Source organism: Phaeobacter italicus (assembly GCF_019801785.1).
Classification (GTDB): domain Bacteria; phylum Pseudomonadota; class Alphaproteobacteria; order Rhodobacterales; family Rhodobacteraceae; genus Phaeobacter; species Phaeobacter italicus.
Genome location: NZ_JAHVIJ010000005.1, coordinates 271,680 through 287,156, shown reverse-complemented (window position 1 = coordinate 287,156; position 15,477 = coordinate 271,680). Strand labels below are relative to the sequence as shown.

Below are 15,477 nucleotides of genomic sequence, written 5' to 3'. Positions count from 1 at the left end.
ATGGAGCGGTCGACCGATCCCCGCGAAGAGCATCTGAGCGGTAGTGCTCTGGAGTTCTATCAAGCTTGCAAGGAACTGATCGACAGGGGGTTCTTCGTGTTCCCCTGTCGGCAGAACAAGCAGCCTTTCACTCCGCATGGATACAAGGATGCGACAAGGGACCTCGCCGAGGTTTTCATTTGGGCGCAGGATTTGCTGGACGCACAACCGGCTGTTGCCTGCGAGATGTCCAGGCTGATTGTTGTCGATATCGATGACCCTGAGGCCTACGAGGTCTTTCTGGCAAAGCACGGCCTCGAAGAGCCGCAGACCCTCGCGGCTACGACGCCGAGCGGCGGGCGGCATCTCTACTTCCGGGCAGAGGAGGGTGCCGCCCCTGCAGGGCAGCTGTGCCCTGGGGTGGATTTGAAATATCGCGGTTATGTTCTTGCCCCGCCTGCCATGGCCATCTCGAAACGGGCTCAGACTCTTGGTCAGTACCAATGGGTCGACGTTGGCCATGAGATTGCGCCTATGCCGCATTGGCCTGGCCTCGTTTCGAAGGGACTGCCGCCTGTGGAAGAGCCGACTTCGCCGTTACTCTACGATGAGGATACGGTGAAGGGCGAAACGTCTTTGGCAGAGTTGCGGGAGCTGCTCTGGTATATTCCTCCTGACATTTCTCGCCCGGAATGGCTGCCAGTTCTTGGCGCGGTATATGCCGCCACGCAAGGTTCCAGCGCGGGGCTTGAATTGGCTGATCGCTGGTCCTCTGGTGGGGAGAAGTATAAGTCCGGCGAAGTTGACCGTATCTGGAAAACGCTGTCGTCTCACAAGTCGGCAGGCACTCCTTATATCGCGGCCAAAGCGGCGAGGTTTGGTGCTGACCTCAGCGCGATCCACCAGCGCCATAATCCTTCTGTCAGCCACGGAATGCCTGACGTCAGCGGTCTGTTGCGATCTGAGGGGGGTGGTGATGCCTCGCCGCTGACCGTCGCTCACGGGACTTCCCCTGCGTTGTCTGAGGCAGAGGGACGTGTCAGGCAGCGTGTATCGGTTCTTCAGTCCAACACCGTTTCCGGGGATCAGGTCGAGCCGAACCTGGGCAGCGACTACCTTATCAAAAACTGGTTGCTTCGCAATGAAACCTCGGTGCTTTACGGTCCTTCGAACGTTGGGAAGACGTTTGCCGCCCTCCATATCGCCAATCACATTGCTAAGGGTACGGAGTGGAATGGACACCGCGTGAAGGGCGGGCCTGTCCTCTACATTGCATCTGAGGGCGGACGCGCACTCATGAATCGCCTGATTGCTTTACCGAATGGCCCTAGTGCCAACCTCTACCTCGTCACGGAGACTATCGATCTGTTTAGTGACGACATCGATGTGCAGGCAATCGTGCAGCTTTGTAACGATATCTTGGGTGCCGACGTCTGCCCTGCTTTGATTGTCATCGACACCCTGGCTCGGTCCATCGGCAACGCAGATGAAAATACTGCGAAAGATATGAATACTGTTTACAAACGTGTGGACCTCATTCGCAGGGCCACTGGGTCAAGTGTCATGCTGGTACACCATACCGGCAAAGATGTTGAACGTGGTGCCCGTGGCAGTTCATCCCTTCGCGGGGCTGTGGATACTGAACTCTTTTGCGGGAAGAAGGATGGGCTCTGCTTCATCCAATCCAAGAAGCAACGAAACCTTGAAGGCGAAGCTGAGCTGCCTTTCCAGCTGGAGCCCTATGTCCTTGGTGTTGATGCGGATGGCGATGAGAAAACGACCTGCTATGCGGCTTTCTTGGAGTCGGGGGAGGCAGCGGGGGCAAGGAAGGTCAAAGGCAAAAATCAGGTAAAGGTCCTGCGTTTACTGGAAGAGTTTCTGTCTGAGACAGCTAAACCTCACTGTGCGGACCCTGCCTATGAGGCGCAAGTGAAGCGGGATGCATTTATTGAGCGGGCTGCGCCCCAGATGGGGAAAGGCACCCCCAAACAGGGGAAGCGTGCTGTGCACGAAGCTTTGGTCGCTCTCAAAAACATGGGGCAGATTGTCGATGATGGCACCTGCCTGTCTATCACCTCGAAGCACGAACCCCGTGTTTCGTAACTTCAGTCGCACCCATCTCAACTGCAAAGCAGCGGGTACGAACGGAACGGTTCCCTTTAGGGGACCGTTTCGTTCGTTCGGGTGCAGTCCGTATCTGCCAAAGAAAAACCAAAACCACCCTCAAGAGCTGGTTGAGAGAGGGTGTTTGGCGTCACGACTGACAAGCAATAGTTCTGAGGGACTCATCATCCAATCGAATGTATGGGTTTCCCGATGCGAGCGTTTCTAGCTCGTAGCGCGACAATTCTGTCAGCTCTCGCTCCGCAGGCTCGCTGATTGGGTCAGGGCGCTTAGGCGGGACCCAACCCAGACGATCCAGCACATCCCGAGCGGCCTGTAGGCGCAGCTGAGGGCTGACATTCTCGCTCAACAGCAGTTCCTCAATCACACCGACCGCCTGAGGTCCCAAGGCTTTCAGGCGGTCATTCATGGCGTTTCTGATCATCTCAGTCACTTGCGGGTCGCGGAGCCATCTATAGCCCATGCTATGGGCAGAGGATTGCGGGACACCCGCGCTGAGCGCTGCCTGCGTCGCGTTGCCGGAATCAGCGTATGCTTCCGCAAACCGGGCACGCTTCTCCCAATCGGGCTTGGCCATCACAAAGGTCTCCTAAGGGTGTGGGGTGGGCTAAGCTTAGCCCAGTCGCCCCAACGAATCGTCCTTTGAGTGTTTGCGCAGATCTGCTCCGGATGGTCGTAGGGGATGGGAGGTAGGCATATGTGCAGGAGTCCCATCGGCGAGAGGGGTATACCCCCCGGGGGGGCGCCGCCAACGCCTTGGCGCGGGAATAACGCGCTTACTCCCAAAAAACCAAGAACGCCTATTCTCATCCGAAAATACTCCGAAAAATTCGGGGCATCGGCGTAAGTCTTGCGCTATGCTGGTGTTCAGTGGTTTGATTTTATTGGAGGAAGTGGTGAGCCGTGCAGGATTCGAACCTGCGACCCACTGATTAAAAGTCAGTTGCTCTACCAACTGAGCTAACGGCCCACTTCTTCATCGGAACATTGTGTCGTTCCTTGCTCGCTCTTTAAGGACATAATCCAGAAGGATCAAGTACTTAATTTGCTTCGGAACGTTGTGTCTGTGTCAGTCACCGTGTCCCGATAGGCGGCGTATCTAGGGGTATGCGCAGGAACGGTCAACCCCTTTTTTCAACTTTCTTGCCACAAGACTGGATTCATCTTCGGTGGGGGTCTATATGCCCGAAATGACCACAGCATCCGACACCCGCCTGCCCTTTATGAAGATGCACGGCCTTGGCAATGATTTCGTTGTCGTGGACGCGCGCGATCAGTCCTGGGACATTACCCCGGCCATGGCCGAGGGAATCGCGCATCGACAGATGGGCATCGGCTTTGATCAGCTGACGGTCATTACCAAAGGCCATGAAGACGCTCATCTGACGTTCTACAACGCGGACGGGTCGACCTCCGGCGCCTGCGGCAATGCCACCCGCTGTATCGCCCGCTATCTGCTGGATGAAAGCGGCACGTCGAAACTGCGCCTGACCACGGATCGCGGCCTCCTTCTGGCGGAAGATGTCGGAAACGGGCTCACATCCGTCAACATGGGTCAGCCCCAGCTCGACTGGCAGGACATCCCGCTGGCCGAGGATGTCGATACGCTCGAACTCCCCATCGAAGGGACCCCGACAGCCACAGGCATGGGCAACCCCCACTGCACCTTCTTTGTGGAGAATGCAGAGGTGATTCCCCTGGCCGAGTTTGGCGCCCGTTACGAACATCATCCGCTTTATCCCGAACGCACGAATGTGCAGGTCGCCCATGTGGTTGGCCCCGATCATCTGCGGATGCGCGTCTGGGAACGCGGTGTCGGCATTACACTTGCCTCCGGCTCCTCCTCCTGTGCCACCGCCGTGGCCGCTGTGCGTCGCGGACTGACCGGGCACAAGGTGCAGATTGATCTGGACGGGGGCACCCTCTGGGTCGACTGGCGTGACGATGGTGTCTGGATGACCGGACCCACCATGCATGTGGCCGATGGCCATTTTACCCGCGAATTCCTCGAAAGCCTCTCCAAGTGACCAATCCCCCAAAGTTCACAACACTCGGTTGTCGGCTGAACGCCTATGAAACCGAAGCCATGAAGGAGCTGAGCCAGCAGGCTGGGCTTCAGAATGCGGTCGTGGTGAACACCTGCGCCGTCACCGCAGAGGCTGTGCGCAAGGCCCGCCAGGAGATTCGCAAGTTGCGCCGTGAAAACCCGGATGCGCCAATCATCGTCACCGGCTGCGCCGCTCAGACCGAACCGGAAACCTTTGCCGCGATGGAAGAGGTCACACAGGTCATCGGCAACACCGAGAAAATGCAGCCAAAGACCTGGCAGCAGATCGCCAAGGGCCCGGATTTCATTGGCACAACGGAAAAGGTGCAGGTGGATGACATCATGTCGGTCACCGAAACCGCCGGCCATCTGATTGATGGCTTCGGCACCCGCAGCCGCGCCTATGTGCAGGTCCAGAACGGCTGCGATCACCGCTGCACCTTCTGCATCATCCCCTATGGCCGGGGCAATTCCCGGTCTGTTCCCGCAGGCGTGGTGGTCGATCAGATCAAGCGCCTGGTGGACAAGGGGTTCAACGAGGTGGTGCTCACCGGTGTTGATCTCACGTCCTGGGGCGCAGACCTTCCCGCCACGCCAAAGCTGGGCGATCTGGTGATGCGCATTCTGAAACTGGTCCCGGATCTGCCACGCCTGCGGATCTCATCGATTGATTCGATCGAGGTGGATGAGAACCTGATGCAGGCCATCGCCACCGAATCTCGTCTCATGCCGCACCTGCATCTGTCACTGCAGCACGGCGACGACCTGATTCTGAAACGCATGGCCCGCCGCCACCTGCGCGACGACGCCATCCGCTTTACGGAGGAGGCCTCGCGCCTACGCCCTGATATGACCTATGGGGCCGATATCATTGCAGGGTTCCCCACCGAAACCGACGCGCATTTTGAGAACTCGCTCAAATTGGTGAAGGACTGCAATCTCACCTGGCTGCACGTCTTCCCTTACTCCAAACGCGAAGGCACCCCAGCAGCCCGCATTCCCAATCAGGTCAATGGCACCGTGATCAAGGACCGCGCCGCCCGGCTGCGGGCCGCAGGTGATGCGCAGGTGCAGGCCCATCTCGCCGCCCAGGTCGGGCGGACCCATCACATCCTGATGGAAAACCCCCATATGGGGCGCACGGAACAGTTTACCGAAGTGACCTTTGCCACACCCCAGATCGAGGGGCAGATCGTCACCGCAACGCCCACTGGCATTCAGGGCGCCCAGCTGACAGTCTAGACCGAGACCCGGCACCGCAAAGCAGGACAGGAAAGGGGCCCCAAGCATGGCGCGCATTCTCTTTCTCCACGGCCCGTCCAGCAGCGGCAAATCCACGTTGGCGTCTGCCATACGTGCAAAGTCGGCAACACCCTTCCTGCACCTCTCGATCGACCATCTGCGCGACAGCGGCGCTTGGCGTCCTGACGCCTATGCCAACTGGCCTGCCGCGCGACCTGCTTTCTTTGATGGCTTCCATCGCATGCTCGCAGGCTTTGCCGACGCGGGGTGCGATCTGATTGTGGAGCATATTCTCGACACCGTCGGCTGGCATACCCAGTTGCAGACGCTCTTTGCCCCGCATGACGTGCTTTTTGTCGGCCTTACCCCCTCCCTCGCTGCGCTCACACAGCGCGAGGCAGCACGGGAAAACAGGCCCATCGGCAGCGCCGCACAGGATGCAGCCCATGTTCATGATGGATTGCACTACGACCTGACGTTTGACGGCAGCACCCCGGTCGAGGACATGGCGCAGCTGCTCCTGACCCATCTGGACGGGCCCAGGCCTCGCTCCCGGTTCTTCAGCTGATCCCCCACAGCAACTGCCACCTCCCGCCCGGGGGTCCCGGCAGGCCACCTGCCCCCACACTTGGTACGGCGTCACCCCCCGGGGGCGTTCTCATCTTTCCGCAAATACTCCGGGGTGAATGCCCGCAAGGGCAGAGGGGCAGCGCCCCTTCTCTCAGCGGCAAAAAGAAACCCCCGCAAAGGTCATTTGCGGGGGTGTCGATCTTGTCGGAAGGAAAACCGGCTTAGCTGGTTTTCTTGCCTTTGTGCGGTGCCCACAGACGCTTGTTGGTCAGATAAAGCAGAACCGACAGAACCGTCAGGAACAGAACACCCACAAAACCGGCCTGCTTGCGCGCCATCATCTTGGGTTCAGCCGTCCACATCAGGAAGGCCGACACGTCCTTGGACAGGCTTTCCAGATCGTTCGGTGCGCCGTCGATGAATTCGACCTGCTCATCCGACAGCGGCGGTGCCATAGAGATCCAGCCACCGGGGAAGGCAGTGTTCTCATAGAAGGTGGTGCCAGCTTCTTCCTTGGTTTCGCCAGTGTAGCCCGCCAGCAGCGACGCGATGTATTCTGCGCCACCCATGCCTTTGAACATCTGGTTCAGACCCAGGCCGTAAGGACCGTGGAAGCCCGCGCGTGCCTTTGCCATCAGAGACAGGTCAGGTGCGCCAGCGTTGTTGTTTTCCGGGAAGTGGTCGGTCGGGATCGCAGGGCGATCTTCGTCCAGTTCCGGATCATAAACGCTGAAGTTGTCAGCCGCGTAGGCGCGGACCTGATCTGCAGGCAGATTCGGGCCACCTTCATCAGACAGAGTGCGGATCGGCACCTGCTTCAGACCGTGACATGCTGCGCAGACCTCGGTGTAGATCTGCAGGCCGCGCTGCAGCTGGTTGGTGTCGTAGGTGCCGAACGGACCCTCAAAAGAGAAGTCGTAGTCTTCGACATGGCCTGCCCCGCCTGCCGCAAAAGATGCGGCAGGAACGAGCGCCAGAGCGAAGGCGGCACCGGTTGCAAGTTTTTTCAACATGGTTGCTGTCCTTCTCAATTACTCAGCAGGAGTGGCGTCGCCGCCAGCAGACTTGCCGTAGTGTGCATCGAAATCTGCTTCGATGGTTTCCGGCGTCGCAATCGGCTTCTCGATCACACCCAAGAGCGGCAGGATCACCAGGAAGTAAGCGAACCAGTAGGCCGATGCGATCAGCGAGAAGGAGGCATAGGGCTCTTCCGCAGGCATCGCACCCAGCCACATCAGGGCAAAGAAGTCGATGACCAGCAGCAGGAACCACCACTTGAACTGCGGACGGTAGCGGCCAGAACGCACGCGGCTGGTGTCCAGCCAAGGTGCCAGCGCCATCACAGCAATCGCGCCGAACATCGCCAGAACACCAAAGAACTTGGCGTCGATGATGCCACCGGTCACGAAGGACGCGATCTGCACAACCCAGACCTCGGAGGTGAAGGCACGCAGGATCGCGTAGAACGGCAGGAAGTACCATTCCGGAACGATGTGCGCAGGGGTCTGCAGCGGGTTGGCTTCGATATAGTTGTCCGGGTGGCCCAGGTAGTTCGGCATGAAACCGACGATGGCCCAGAAGATCACCAGAACAACGGCCAGACCCAGGAAGTCCTTGATCACGAAATACGGCCAGAACGGCAGAGTATCTTTTGCCGCGTCTTCCTTGGAGGTGCGACGCACTTCAACACCGGTCGGGTTGTTGTTGCCAGTGGTGTGGAACGCCCAGATGTGAACGATCACGAGGCCAGCAATCACGAACGGCAGCAGATAGTGCAGCGAGAAGAAGCGGTTCAGGGTCGCGTTGTCCACGGCCGGACCGCCAAGCAGCAGGGTCTGGATCGGCTCACCGATGAACGGAATCGCGCCAAACAGGCCGGTGATAACGGTTGCACCCCAGAAGGACATCTGACCCCAGGGCAGAACGTAGCCCATGAAGGCGGTGCCCATCATCATCAGATAGATCAGCATGCCGATGATCCATGTGATCTCGCGCGGGGCCTTGTAGGAGCCGTAGTACAGACCACGGAAGATGTGGATGTAGACCGCGATAAAGAACAGCGAGGCGCCGTTGGCGTGCAGATAGCGGATCATATAGCCGCCATTCACGTTGCGCATGATGTGCTCAACAGAGGCAAAAGCCAGATCCACATGCGGGGTGTAGTGCATCACCAGGATGATACCGGTGACGATTTGCAGGGCCAGACAGAAGGCCAGAACGATACCCCAGATCCACAACCAGTTCAGGTTCTTGGGCGTGGGGATCATGATTGTGTCGTAGATCAGGCCGACGATGGGCAGACGGCTGTGAAGCCACTTCTCGCCACCGGTTTTCGGCTCGTAATGATCGTGCGGAATGCCGGACATGTGTGCCTCCCTTATCCCAGTTGGATGGTCGTTGCGTCAATGAACTCCGCAGTCGGAACCGGGAGGTTCTCGGGCGCGGGGCCTTTGCGGATACGACCAGCGGTGTCGTAGTGCGAACCGTGGCAGGGGCAGAACCAGCCATTGAACTCGCCTGCACCATCACCGAGCGGCACACAGCCGAGGTGGGTACACACACCCATCATGACCAGCCATTCACCGGCGTCATCAAGGGTGCGGTTTTCGTCAGATGCATCCAGACCCGGCTTGTTCGCGTTGCGGTCCAGCTGATCGGGCAGTTCTGCCAGATCGACAGCACGCGCTTCGTCGATTTCTTCTTGGGTACGACGGCGAATGAACACCGGCTTGCCAAGGAACATGACAGAGATCTGGGTCCCGACTTCCACGCCGCTCACGTCCACGATGATCGAGGACAGAGCCTGAACGTCAGCCGAGGGGTTCATCTGGTTGACCAGGGGCCAAATAGCGGCACCCGCAGTCACTGCCCCGGCGCCAGCAGTGGCGTAGTAGAGGAAATCTCTCCGGGTTCCTTCGTTGTCTTCTGCGTGGGACACGAGGTTTTCTCCAATTCCAGCGCCCGTTTAGGGCAAACATGCGCATTCACTGCGCTCAAGACACAGTGACTCATCGCGGGTATCTAACGGGGAGAAGGGCTTTCGTCCAGCGGTCATAGACGCGCAGATGGACGCAGCCTCAAGTAATTGCATGGAACTGTTGCAAACTGGATCACATATTTGCAGCGATCCGGCCCATTTCAAGGGGCGCAAGGGGCAAGATCTTTGCCTGCCCCGCCAATTCGGGCGCGAATCGTCCTGTCATGTGGCCTGTTGCGGGATGGCGACAGCCACGCCACCCCGATCCGGATGAACAGCTCGCTCAGAGCTCGACACGCACCTCATGCATCCACAGCTTTGGCGGGCGTGACAGCATGAAAACAACAACATCCGCCAGATCATCCGGCTCGGTAAAGATGTGGTTGGGCACGTCTTCGTCTGCCTTGGCGAACATGCCGGTGTTGGTGCCGCTCTGATAAAGCCCCGCAACCCGGACACCGGTTTCGGCCTCATCCACCTTCAGCACATCGGTAAAGCCCCGCACGCCGTATTTGGTGGCAGAATAAACCGACTGCCCCGCCTGCGCCACAACACCCGATTTCGACGCAACATTCAGGATCGCGGCCTCTTCCTGCTGCCGCAGAACCGGCAGCACATGGCGGGTCAGCTGCATCAGAGCGGTCAGATTGGTCTGCACCGTTGCCACCAGCATGTCGGCATCAATGCTGTCCAGCGGACCCGCCTTGTGCCAGATGCCTGCATTGTTGATCAGGATATCCATGCCGCCAAAATCATCCAGCATCGCCGCAGCAGTCTGTTCGATTGCCGCCGCATCGGTCAGATCCGCCGTATAGGCCCGTGCCTCTGCGGCACCGCGCGCCTTGCACTCGGCCACCACCGCATCCAGACGCGCCTGATTGCGCCCCACAATCGCGATCGCGCAGCCCTGATCTGCCAGTTTCAGGCAGATGTGGCGCCCGATACCATCGCTGCCACCGGTCACGATGACCCGCTTTCCCGTCAAATTCATCGCTGTCTCCTTTTCCGCAGACCATGCAATCGGGCCCGCTGTCTTTCTGTCGCTGCGACACTCTTGATCTTGCGGGCGCAAATTGGCAATGCTCACCCTGTTCTCAGGGCGGGGCGGAATTCCCCACCGGCGGTAAGCGGGCCAGTCCCGCAAGCCCGCGAGCGGCTTTCATGTATTTGGAAGTGTCAGCAGATCTGGTGCGATTCCAGAGCCGACGGTCATAGTCCGGATGGAAGAGAACGTGTGACAGGGCCACGGGTGACGTGTGCCCTTATCACTCGTGATCGCCTTGGGTGACGTGTCAAACCTATAGGAGTTATCGATCATGACACACACCCGTTTCGCGTTTATCAGAGCCCGCTGGCATGCGGACATCGTGGATCGCGCGCTGGATGGTTTCCAGGAGCTGATCCCGGCTGAGCAAATCGACGTGTTCGACGTTCCCGGTGCATTTGAAATGCCCTTGCTCGCCAAAGAGCTGGCCAAGACCGGCAAATACTCGGCCATCGCCTGTGCCGCCTTTGTGGTGGATGGCGGGATCTATCGCCACGATTTCGTCGCGCAGGCTGTCGTGGATGGCCTGATGCAAGCCGGGATGGAAACCAACGTGCCGGTCCTGTCCGTGTCCCTGACACCGCACCATTATCAGGAAACCGATCACCACAACGCCATCTACCGCGCGCATTTCGTCGACAAGGGACGTGAAGCCGCAAACGCTGCGCTGATGATCACCAAAACCCGCCAAGAGGCGCTCGGCGCTTAGGCCCCTTCCGGGGCGAAGGCCTATCCCAGATAGGCCTTCAACGCAGGCGGCGGATTGTCCAGCAAATCAGCCGTCGGCATCGGCGGATGCGCAGTGCCATCCGCCACCAAAACCACCTGATCCGCAATCCGACGCGCATCTGCGGGATCATGGCTGACCATCAGGACAGTGGCCCCGGTTTCCTCTGCCAGCTCTGCCACAAGATCCAGCATCTCGACCTTGAGCGCAGGCCCCAGCGCCGCGAAAGGCTCGTCCAGCAGCAGCAGATCGCGCCCCTGCACCAGCACCCGCCCCAGCGCCACGCGGCTTTGCTGCCCCCCGGACAGGGCGGCCGGCTTACGCTCTTCCATACCCTGAAGCCCGACCCGGGCGATTGCCACGCGCACCCTGTCCTGTTGCTCGCTGCTCAGCCGGAGGTTCGGGCGGATCCCCAGCCCCACGTTCTGCGCTACGCTCAGATGTGGGAACAGGTTGCCATCCTGAAACAGCATCGCAATCGGGCGCTGCCCCGGTGCCACGTCCGTCAGCTCCTGCCCTTTCCAGCTGAGCTTGCCCTCGGAGATCGGAACAAACCCGGCAATCGCTTCGATCAGTGTGGTTTTCCCGGCACCGGACGGGCCGATCACCGCGATCCGGCGACCTGCGTCGATCTCCAGATCCGCAGCAAGGCGAAAGCTGCCATTTTCCAGCAGACAGCGATCAAGTTTCAGCATGTCGGCGACCTCCCCGGTCGAGAATGTAGAACGCCCCCATCGACAGGCACAAAAGCAACAGCGCCCCACCCGATGCTGCCTCCATCCGGTAGGCCCCCATCAGGCGATAGACCTGCAGCGGCAGCGTCGCGGTTTCGCTGTCCGCAAAAAGCGCGATAACTCCGAGATCCCCCATCGACAACGCAGCCGCCAACCCGGCGGCAAACCCGATCTGAGGCCGCATCCGTGGCAGCAGAACCCGACGGATAAAATCCCACCCCCGCACATCCAGCGAGAGCGACAGGCGCCCGTATCGTGACAGGATTTCGCGGGTGCGCGGCACCAAAATGCGCAGCGCGAAGGGCAACGACATCAGCGCATTGACAAGGGCCGTGACCGGCAGCGCCAGCGCAAAGGGGTCTGCAATGGGATAGATCACAACAAACAGGCCAGTACCGATCACCAGCGGTGACACCGCCAACCCAAGGAGACCGGCCATCTCGACCAGCGCACCACCTCCGCGGGCAGAGCCCAGCGCCACGGCCACCGCCATCGGCAGCGCCATAATCACAAGCACCCCGGTGCTGACTGCTGAAATCACGACAGAGTTTGCAGCCGCTGACCAGATCGCCGCCGCTGACCGCCCCCCCATCGCCGCCAGCCCCGGCACGCCGGCCAAGACAATCGCGCTTAGCGGCAGGATCAGGAACAAGGCTGCGGCACAGATCCAAAGGCTGTCCCAAATGCGCGCCGCAGGGGTTTGCCCATCCCAGCGCCGCAACGAACGGTCCAATCCGGTGCCAAAGCCTTCGCCGGTTGCGACCCGCAGCGCGACAATGGCCGCCGCCCCCGTCAGCACCAGCTGCACCCCCGACAAAAGCGCCGCACGCCCCAGATCGAAATCAAATCGAAACGCCTGATAGATTGCCAGTTCAATAGTGGTGGCACGGGGTCCGCCCCCCAGTGTCAGCGCCACGGCAAAGCTCGACAAGCAGATGGCAAAGACAACCGCCAGCGCGCCGGGCACCACCTGCCGCAGCATCGGCGCTTCCAGCAGGCGCCACATGGCGCGCGGATCCGCATTGATCTGCGCCGCCAGACGAAACCGTTCTGCTGGGATCTCCTGCCAGCCCTGCAAAATCAAACGGGTGGCCAGCGGCAAGTTGAAAAACACATGCGCCAGCACAACCCCGTGCAGGCCATAGATCTGGATCGGTTCAAAACCGAACACCGCCAACGCATCGCTCAGCCAGCCAGAGCGGCCAAAAACTGCGAGAATACCAAGGATCGCCACGATCACCGGCAGGATGAAGGGTGCACCCATCAAGGCAATCAGAAAACGCCGGCCCGGAAATCGCCGCCGCGCAAGAGCCCGGGCAACCGGGACGGCCAGCGCAACGCTCACACCGGCAGAGAGGATCGCCTGCACAACCGTAAAGTGGATTGCAGCCCAGTCGGCAGGGCCGATGCCCCGCCCCACCTCGGCGCGCCAGACCACAGCGGCCAGCGCCCCAAGGATAAGCGCCGCCACACATGCGGCGACGCCCAAACCCCAGCGGGATCTTAGCGGCTGAGCGCGCTCAGCCATTCTTCCAGCGCCATATCACGCAGATCTGCTGCGTCATTCTCGGTCAGCAGCAGCGATTTCTCTGGCGAGATGAGGGTTTCAAACCCTTCGGGCAGCCCCTCTGCCGGGGTCACGGCCGGGTACATCCAGTTGGTGGTCGGAATGATCGACTGGAACGCATCCGACACCATGAAGGCCAGGAACTGATCTGCCAGTTCCGGCTGATCGGTTGCCGCCAGCTTGCCGGCCACTTCCACCTGCATGTAGTGCCCTTCGTCAAAGGCAGCAGCTGCCTTGCTGGCGTCTTTCTCTGCGATCAGGTGATATGCGGGGGAGGTGGTGTAAGAGAGCACCATATCCGCCTCACCTTCGAGGAACAGACCATAGGCCTCGGACCAGCCCTTGGTGACGGTCAGCACGTTATCGGCCAGACCTTCCCAGATTTCCGGTGCCTTGTCGCCATAAGCTGCCTTGACCCACATCAGCAGGCCCAGACCGGGGGTCGAGGAACGGGGATCCTGAATCACGATTTTCAGATCGCTCGCCGCCAGTTCGCCAAAGTTCTTGGGCGCGGTGGCGTCTGCGTTGTGCACAAAGGCAAAGTAGCCCCAGTCATACGGAGCAAAAGTGGTGTCTTCCCAAGCGAAAGGCAGTGCATAATCGGCGCTGACAGCATGGTCAGCAAACAGGCCGGTGGCTTTGGCCGCAGAAGTGAGGTTGGTATCCAGCCCCAGCACCACATCCGCGTCAGAGCGCGCACCTTCCAGTTTGATCCGCGCCAGCAGGGCTGCGCCGTCACCGGCCCCGACCAGTTTCAGGTCACAGCCGCATTCCGCTTCAAAGGCCTTTTCAACCGCAGGGCCCGGGCCCCAGTCGGAGACAAAGCTGTCATATGTGTAGACGATCAGTTCGGGCGTATCGGCAAATGCCGCTGTTGCGCCCAGCATGCCTGCTGCAAAAGCAAGATGTTTCATGGCATCCTCCAATGCGGCGACGGGCAAGGGTGGAATGCTGTCCAAAACCTTCCCTCCGCCGGTTCTAGCCGGTTCAGGTTCTACGGGTGTGATCTCAGCGTCTGCGACGCACCCCGAGGTGACGCGGACCCTAGGCAGAGGTGCACAAAAACACAAGCATCCCCGGCACCTGGTCCGTGACTTCGGCCTGTCCGGCAACACGACAGCGCGGAAATACGGCAGATTCCGGCCAAAAGATCAGTCAGAACCTCTGACCAAATGTTTCGCGTGCGAAACATTGGGGGAGTCTGCCTGTCCTTTCTGCGGGGTTAATATCTGCGGCGAGAGGCGGGGCCCTGTCACAGGAAACCCCTTGAGACAGCGGCCTGCGACCGCTAAGCACTCCCGCAGCATCAGGGTCGCGTGATCAGGCCCGACAAAGGAGAGCGCATCCATGTCGATGAACAGTTTTGGCCATTTGTTCCGCGTCACCACCTGGGGCGAAAGCCACGGACCCGCGCTTGGCGCAACCGTCGACGGCTGCCCGCCGAATGTGCCGATCGAACCCGAGATGCTGCAGCACTGGCTGGACAAACGTCGCCCCGGTCAGAACAAGAACATGACCCAGCGCAACGAACCTGATGCGGTGAAAATCCTCTCTGGCGTGTTCGAGGGCAAATCCACCGGCACCCCCATTCAGCTGATGATCGAAAACACCGATCAGCGCTCCAAGGATTATGGCGACATCGCCCAGACTTTCCGTCCGGGGCATGCCGACATCACCTATTTCCAGAAATACGGAAACCGCGATTACCGCGGCGGTGGTCGCTCCTCTGCCCGCGAGACCGCGGCGCGCGTCGCAGCGGGGGGCATTGCCCGCGAAGCGATCAAGACGTTGGTTCCTGGCCTGGAGATCAAGGGCTACATGACCCGCATGGGGGAGATGGAAATCGACCGCAGCCGGTTCGACTGGGACGCGATTGATCAGAATGATTTCTGGATTCCTGATGCTGCCGCCGTTCAGGACTGGGAAGATTACCTGCAAACACTGCGCAAAGCGCATGATTCCGTGGGCGCCGTGATCGAGGTCGTCGCACGTGGCGTGCCCGCAGGCATCGGCGCGCCCATCTATGGCAAGCTGGACACCGACCTTGCCGCCGCGATGATGTCGATCAACGCCGTAAAGGGCGTCGAGATTGGTGAAGGCATGAATGCGGCAGTCCTGAAGGGGTCGGAAAACGCTGACGAGATCTTCCTCGGCAATGACGGCGCTCCGGTTTACTCGTCCAACCATGCAGGTGGTATCCTGGGCGGGATTTCTACCGGTCAGGATGTTGTGGTGCGATTTGCTGTCAAACCGACTTCTTCGATCCTGACCCCGCGCCAGTCGATCCGCAAAGACGGCAGCCCAGCTGAAGTCATTACAAAAGGTCGCCACGACCCCTGTGTCGGCATTCGCGCCGTGCCCGTCGCCGAAGCGATGATGGCCTGTGTGATCCTGGATCACCTGCTGCTGCATCGTGGGCAGATTGGGGAAAATCAGGGCCAGATCGGCGGCTGATAAAATCCTCG

14 protein-coding genes, 1 tRNA gene and 2 riboswitches are annotated in these 15,477 nt (G+C 60.0%); of the genes, 6 read left to right on the top strand and 9 right to left on the bottom strand.

The window, feature by feature from the left end:
* Entirely contained in the window at positions 1-2,082 is a 2,082-nt protein-coding gene (locus KUV39_RS14055; RefSeq protein ID WP_222460050.1) for an AAA family ATPase, read from the top strand.
* A 151-nt stretch (positions 2,083-2,233) separates the two neighbouring features.
* Here the strand turns inward: KUV39_RS14055 and KUV39_RS14050 are convergent, their stop codons facing one another.
* Both KUV39_RS14050 and KUV39_RS14045 read right to left on the bottom strand, forming a co-directional pair.
* Positions 2,234-2,680 (bottom strand): terminase small subunit, encoded by a 447-nt coding sequence (locus KUV39_RS14050; protein ID WP_222460049.1) that lies wholly within the window; start codon positions 2,678-2,680, stop codon positions 2,234-2,236.
* 317 nt (positions 2,681-2,997) lie between these two features.
* A tRNA-Lys gene (locus KUV39_RS14045) sits at positions 2,998-3,073 on the bottom strand.
* Between the two features lie 211 nt (positions 3,074-3,284).
* Here KUV39_RS14045 and dapF point away from each other — a divergent pair.
* The 3 genes from dapF to KUV39_RS14030 are packed head-to-tail and all read left to right on the top strand — an operon-like array spanning position 3,285 to position 5,960.
* Positions 3,285-4,130, top strand: a complete 846-nt coding sequence (dapF, locus tag KUV39_RS14040; protein ID WP_222460048.1) for a diaminopimelate epimerase — start codon at positions 3,285-3,287, stop codon at positions 4,128-4,130.
* Positions 4,127-5,392 carry a tRNA (N(6)-L-threonylcarbamoyladenosine(37)-C(2))-methylthiotransferase MtaB gene (gene mtaB, locus KUV39_RS14035; protein ID WP_222460047.1) on the top strand — a complete coding sequence of 422 codons (1,266 nt, stop codon included), beginning with the start codon at positions 4,127-4,129 and terminating at the stop codon, positions 5,390-5,392. Before dapF ends, mtaB begins: the two co-directional genes overlap by 4 nt.
* A 46-nt stretch (positions 5,393-5,438) precedes the next feature.
* The gene (locus KUV39_RS14030; RefSeq protein WP_222460046.1) at positions 5,439-5,960 is read left to right on the top strand and encodes a chloramphenicol phosphotransferase CPT family protein; all 522 of its coding nucleotides are present in this window, start codon (positions 5,439-5,441) and stop codon (positions 5,958-5,960) included.
* Positions 5,961-6,183: 223 nt separating this feature from the next.
* On the opposite strand, the gene KUV39_RS14025 is transcribed toward KUV39_RS14030, so the two are convergent.
* From KUV39_RS14025 to KUV39_RS14010, 4 genes are all read right to left on the bottom strand, one after another.
* Positions 6,184-6,975, bottom strand: coding sequence for a cytochrome c1 (locus tag KUV39_RS14025; protein ID WP_008563132.1), 792 nt, complete (start codon positions 6,973-6,975; stop codon positions 6,184-6,186).
* Positions 6,976-6,993: 18 nt separating this feature from the next.
* The gene (gene petB / locus KUV39_RS14020) at positions 6,994-8,328 is read right to left on the bottom strand and encodes a cytochrome b (RefSeq protein WP_008562385.1); all 1,335 of its coding nucleotides are present in this window, start codon (positions 8,326-8,328) and stop codon (positions 6,994-6,996) included.
* A gap of 11 nt (positions 8,329-8,339) precedes the next feature.
* On the bottom strand, positions 8,340-8,900 hold the full coding sequence (gene petA / locus KUV39_RS14015) for a ubiquinol-cytochrome c reductase iron-sulfur subunit (protein ID WP_008561240.1): 561 nt from the start codon (positions 8,898-8,900) through the stop codon (positions 8,340-8,342).
* Between the two features lie 322 nt (positions 8,901-9,222).
* Positions 9,223-9,930 (bottom strand): SDR family NAD(P)-dependent oxidoreductase, encoded by a 708-nt coding sequence (locus KUV39_RS14010; RefSeq protein ID WP_222460045.1) that lies wholly within the window; start codon positions 9,928-9,930, stop codon positions 9,223-9,225.
* Between the two features lie 95 nt (positions 9,931-10,025).
* Positions 10,026-10,175, top strand: a riboswitch (FMN riboswitch).
* An 80-nt stretch (positions 10,176-10,255) separates the two neighbouring features.
* Here KUV39_RS14010 and KUV39_RS14005 point away from each other — a divergent pair.
* Positions 10,256-10,693, top strand: coding sequence for a 6,7-dimethyl-8-ribityllumazine synthase (locus KUV39_RS14005; RefSeq protein WP_050674147.1), 438 nt, complete (start codon positions 10,256-10,258; stop codon positions 10,691-10,693).
* Positions 10,694-10,713: 20 nt separating this feature from the next.
* Here KUV39_RS14005 and KUV39_RS14000 read toward each other — a convergent pair whose 3' ends face one another.
* From KUV39_RS14000 to thiB, 3 genes are read right to left on the bottom strand one after another with little or no spacing between them, the layout of a single operon-like run.
* Positions 10,714-11,406, bottom strand: a complete 693-nt coding sequence (locus KUV39_RS14000) for a thiamine ABC transporter ATP-binding protein (protein ID WP_222460044.1) — start codon at positions 11,404-11,406, stop codon at positions 10,714-10,716.
* Positions 11,393-12,973, bottom strand: coding sequence for a thiamine/thiamine pyrophosphate ABC transporter permease ThiP (locus tag KUV39_RS13995; RefSeq protein ID WP_222460043.1), 1,581 nt, complete (start codon positions 12,971-12,973; stop codon positions 11,393-11,395). Before KUV39_RS13995 ends, KUV39_RS14000 begins: the two co-directional genes overlap by 14 nt.
* Entirely contained in the window at positions 12,949-13,926 is a 978-nt protein-coding gene (gene thiB, locus KUV39_RS13990) for a thiamine ABC transporter substrate binding subunit (RefSeq protein ID WP_222460042.1), read from the bottom strand. Before thiB ends, KUV39_RS13995 begins: the two co-directional genes overlap by 25 nt.
* A gap of 33 nt (positions 13,927-13,959) precedes the next feature.
* Positions 13,960-14,052: riboswitch (TPP riboswitch) on the bottom strand.
* Positions 14,053-14,359: 307 nt separating this feature from the next.
* Between thiB and aroC the strand changes: the two genes are divergently transcribed.
* Positions 14,360-15,466 (top strand): chorismate synthase, encoded by a 1,107-nt coding sequence (gene aroC / locus KUV39_RS13985; protein WP_222460041.1) that lies wholly within the window; start codon positions 14,360-14,362, stop codon positions 15,464-15,466.
* The last annotated feature ends 11 nt before the right edge of the window (positions 15,467-15,477 follow it).

Bases quoted from the DNA above. Each gene is read 5' to 3' on its own strand.
- KUV39_RS14055 (WP_222460050.1), top strand. From the start codon at position 1: ATGGAGCGGTCGACCGATCCCCGCGAAGAGCATCTGAGCGGTAGTGCT.
- KUV39_RS14050 (WP_222460049.1), bottom strand. From the start codon at position 2,680: ATGGCCAAGCCCGATTGGGAGAAGCGTGCCCGGTTTGCGGAAGCATAC.
- dapF (WP_222460048.1), top strand. From the start codon at position 3,285: ATGCCCGAAATGACCACAGCATCCGACACCCGCCTGCCCTTTATGAAG.
- KUV39_RS14030 (WP_222460046.1), top strand. From the start codon at position 5,439: ATGGCGCGCATTCTCTTTCTCCACGGCCCGTCCAGCAGCGGCAAATCC.
- KUV39_RS14025 (WP_008563132.1), bottom strand. From the start codon at position 6,975: ATGTTGAAAAAACTTGCAACCGGTGCCGCCTTCGCTCTGGCGCTCGTT.
- petB (WP_008562385.1), bottom strand. From the start codon at position 8,328: ATGTCCGGCATTCCGCACGATCATTACGAGCCGAAAACCGGTGGCGAG.
- KUV39_RS14010 (WP_222460045.1), bottom strand. From the start codon at position 9,930: ATGAATTTGACGGGAAAGCGGGTCATCGTGACCGGTGGCAGCGATGGT.
- KUV39_RS14005 (WP_050674147.1), top strand. From the start codon at position 10,256: ATGACACACACCCGTTTCGCGTTTATCAGAGCCCGCTGGCATGCGGAC.
- KUV39_RS14000 (WP_222460044.1), bottom strand. From the start codon at position 11,406: ATGCTGAAACTTGATCGCTGTCTGCTGGAAAATGGCAGCTTTCGCCTT.
- KUV39_RS13995 (WP_222460043.1), bottom strand. From the start codon at position 12,973: ATGGCTGAGCGCGCTCAGCCGCTAAGATCCCGCTGGGGTTTGGGCGTC.
- thiB (WP_222460042.1), bottom strand. From the start codon at position 13,926: ATGAAACATCTTGCTTTTGCAGCAGGCATGCTGGGCGCAACAGCGGCA.
- aroC (WP_222460041.1), top strand. From the start codon at position 14,360: ATGTCGATGAACAGTTTTGGCCATTTGTTCCGCGTCACCACCTGGGGC.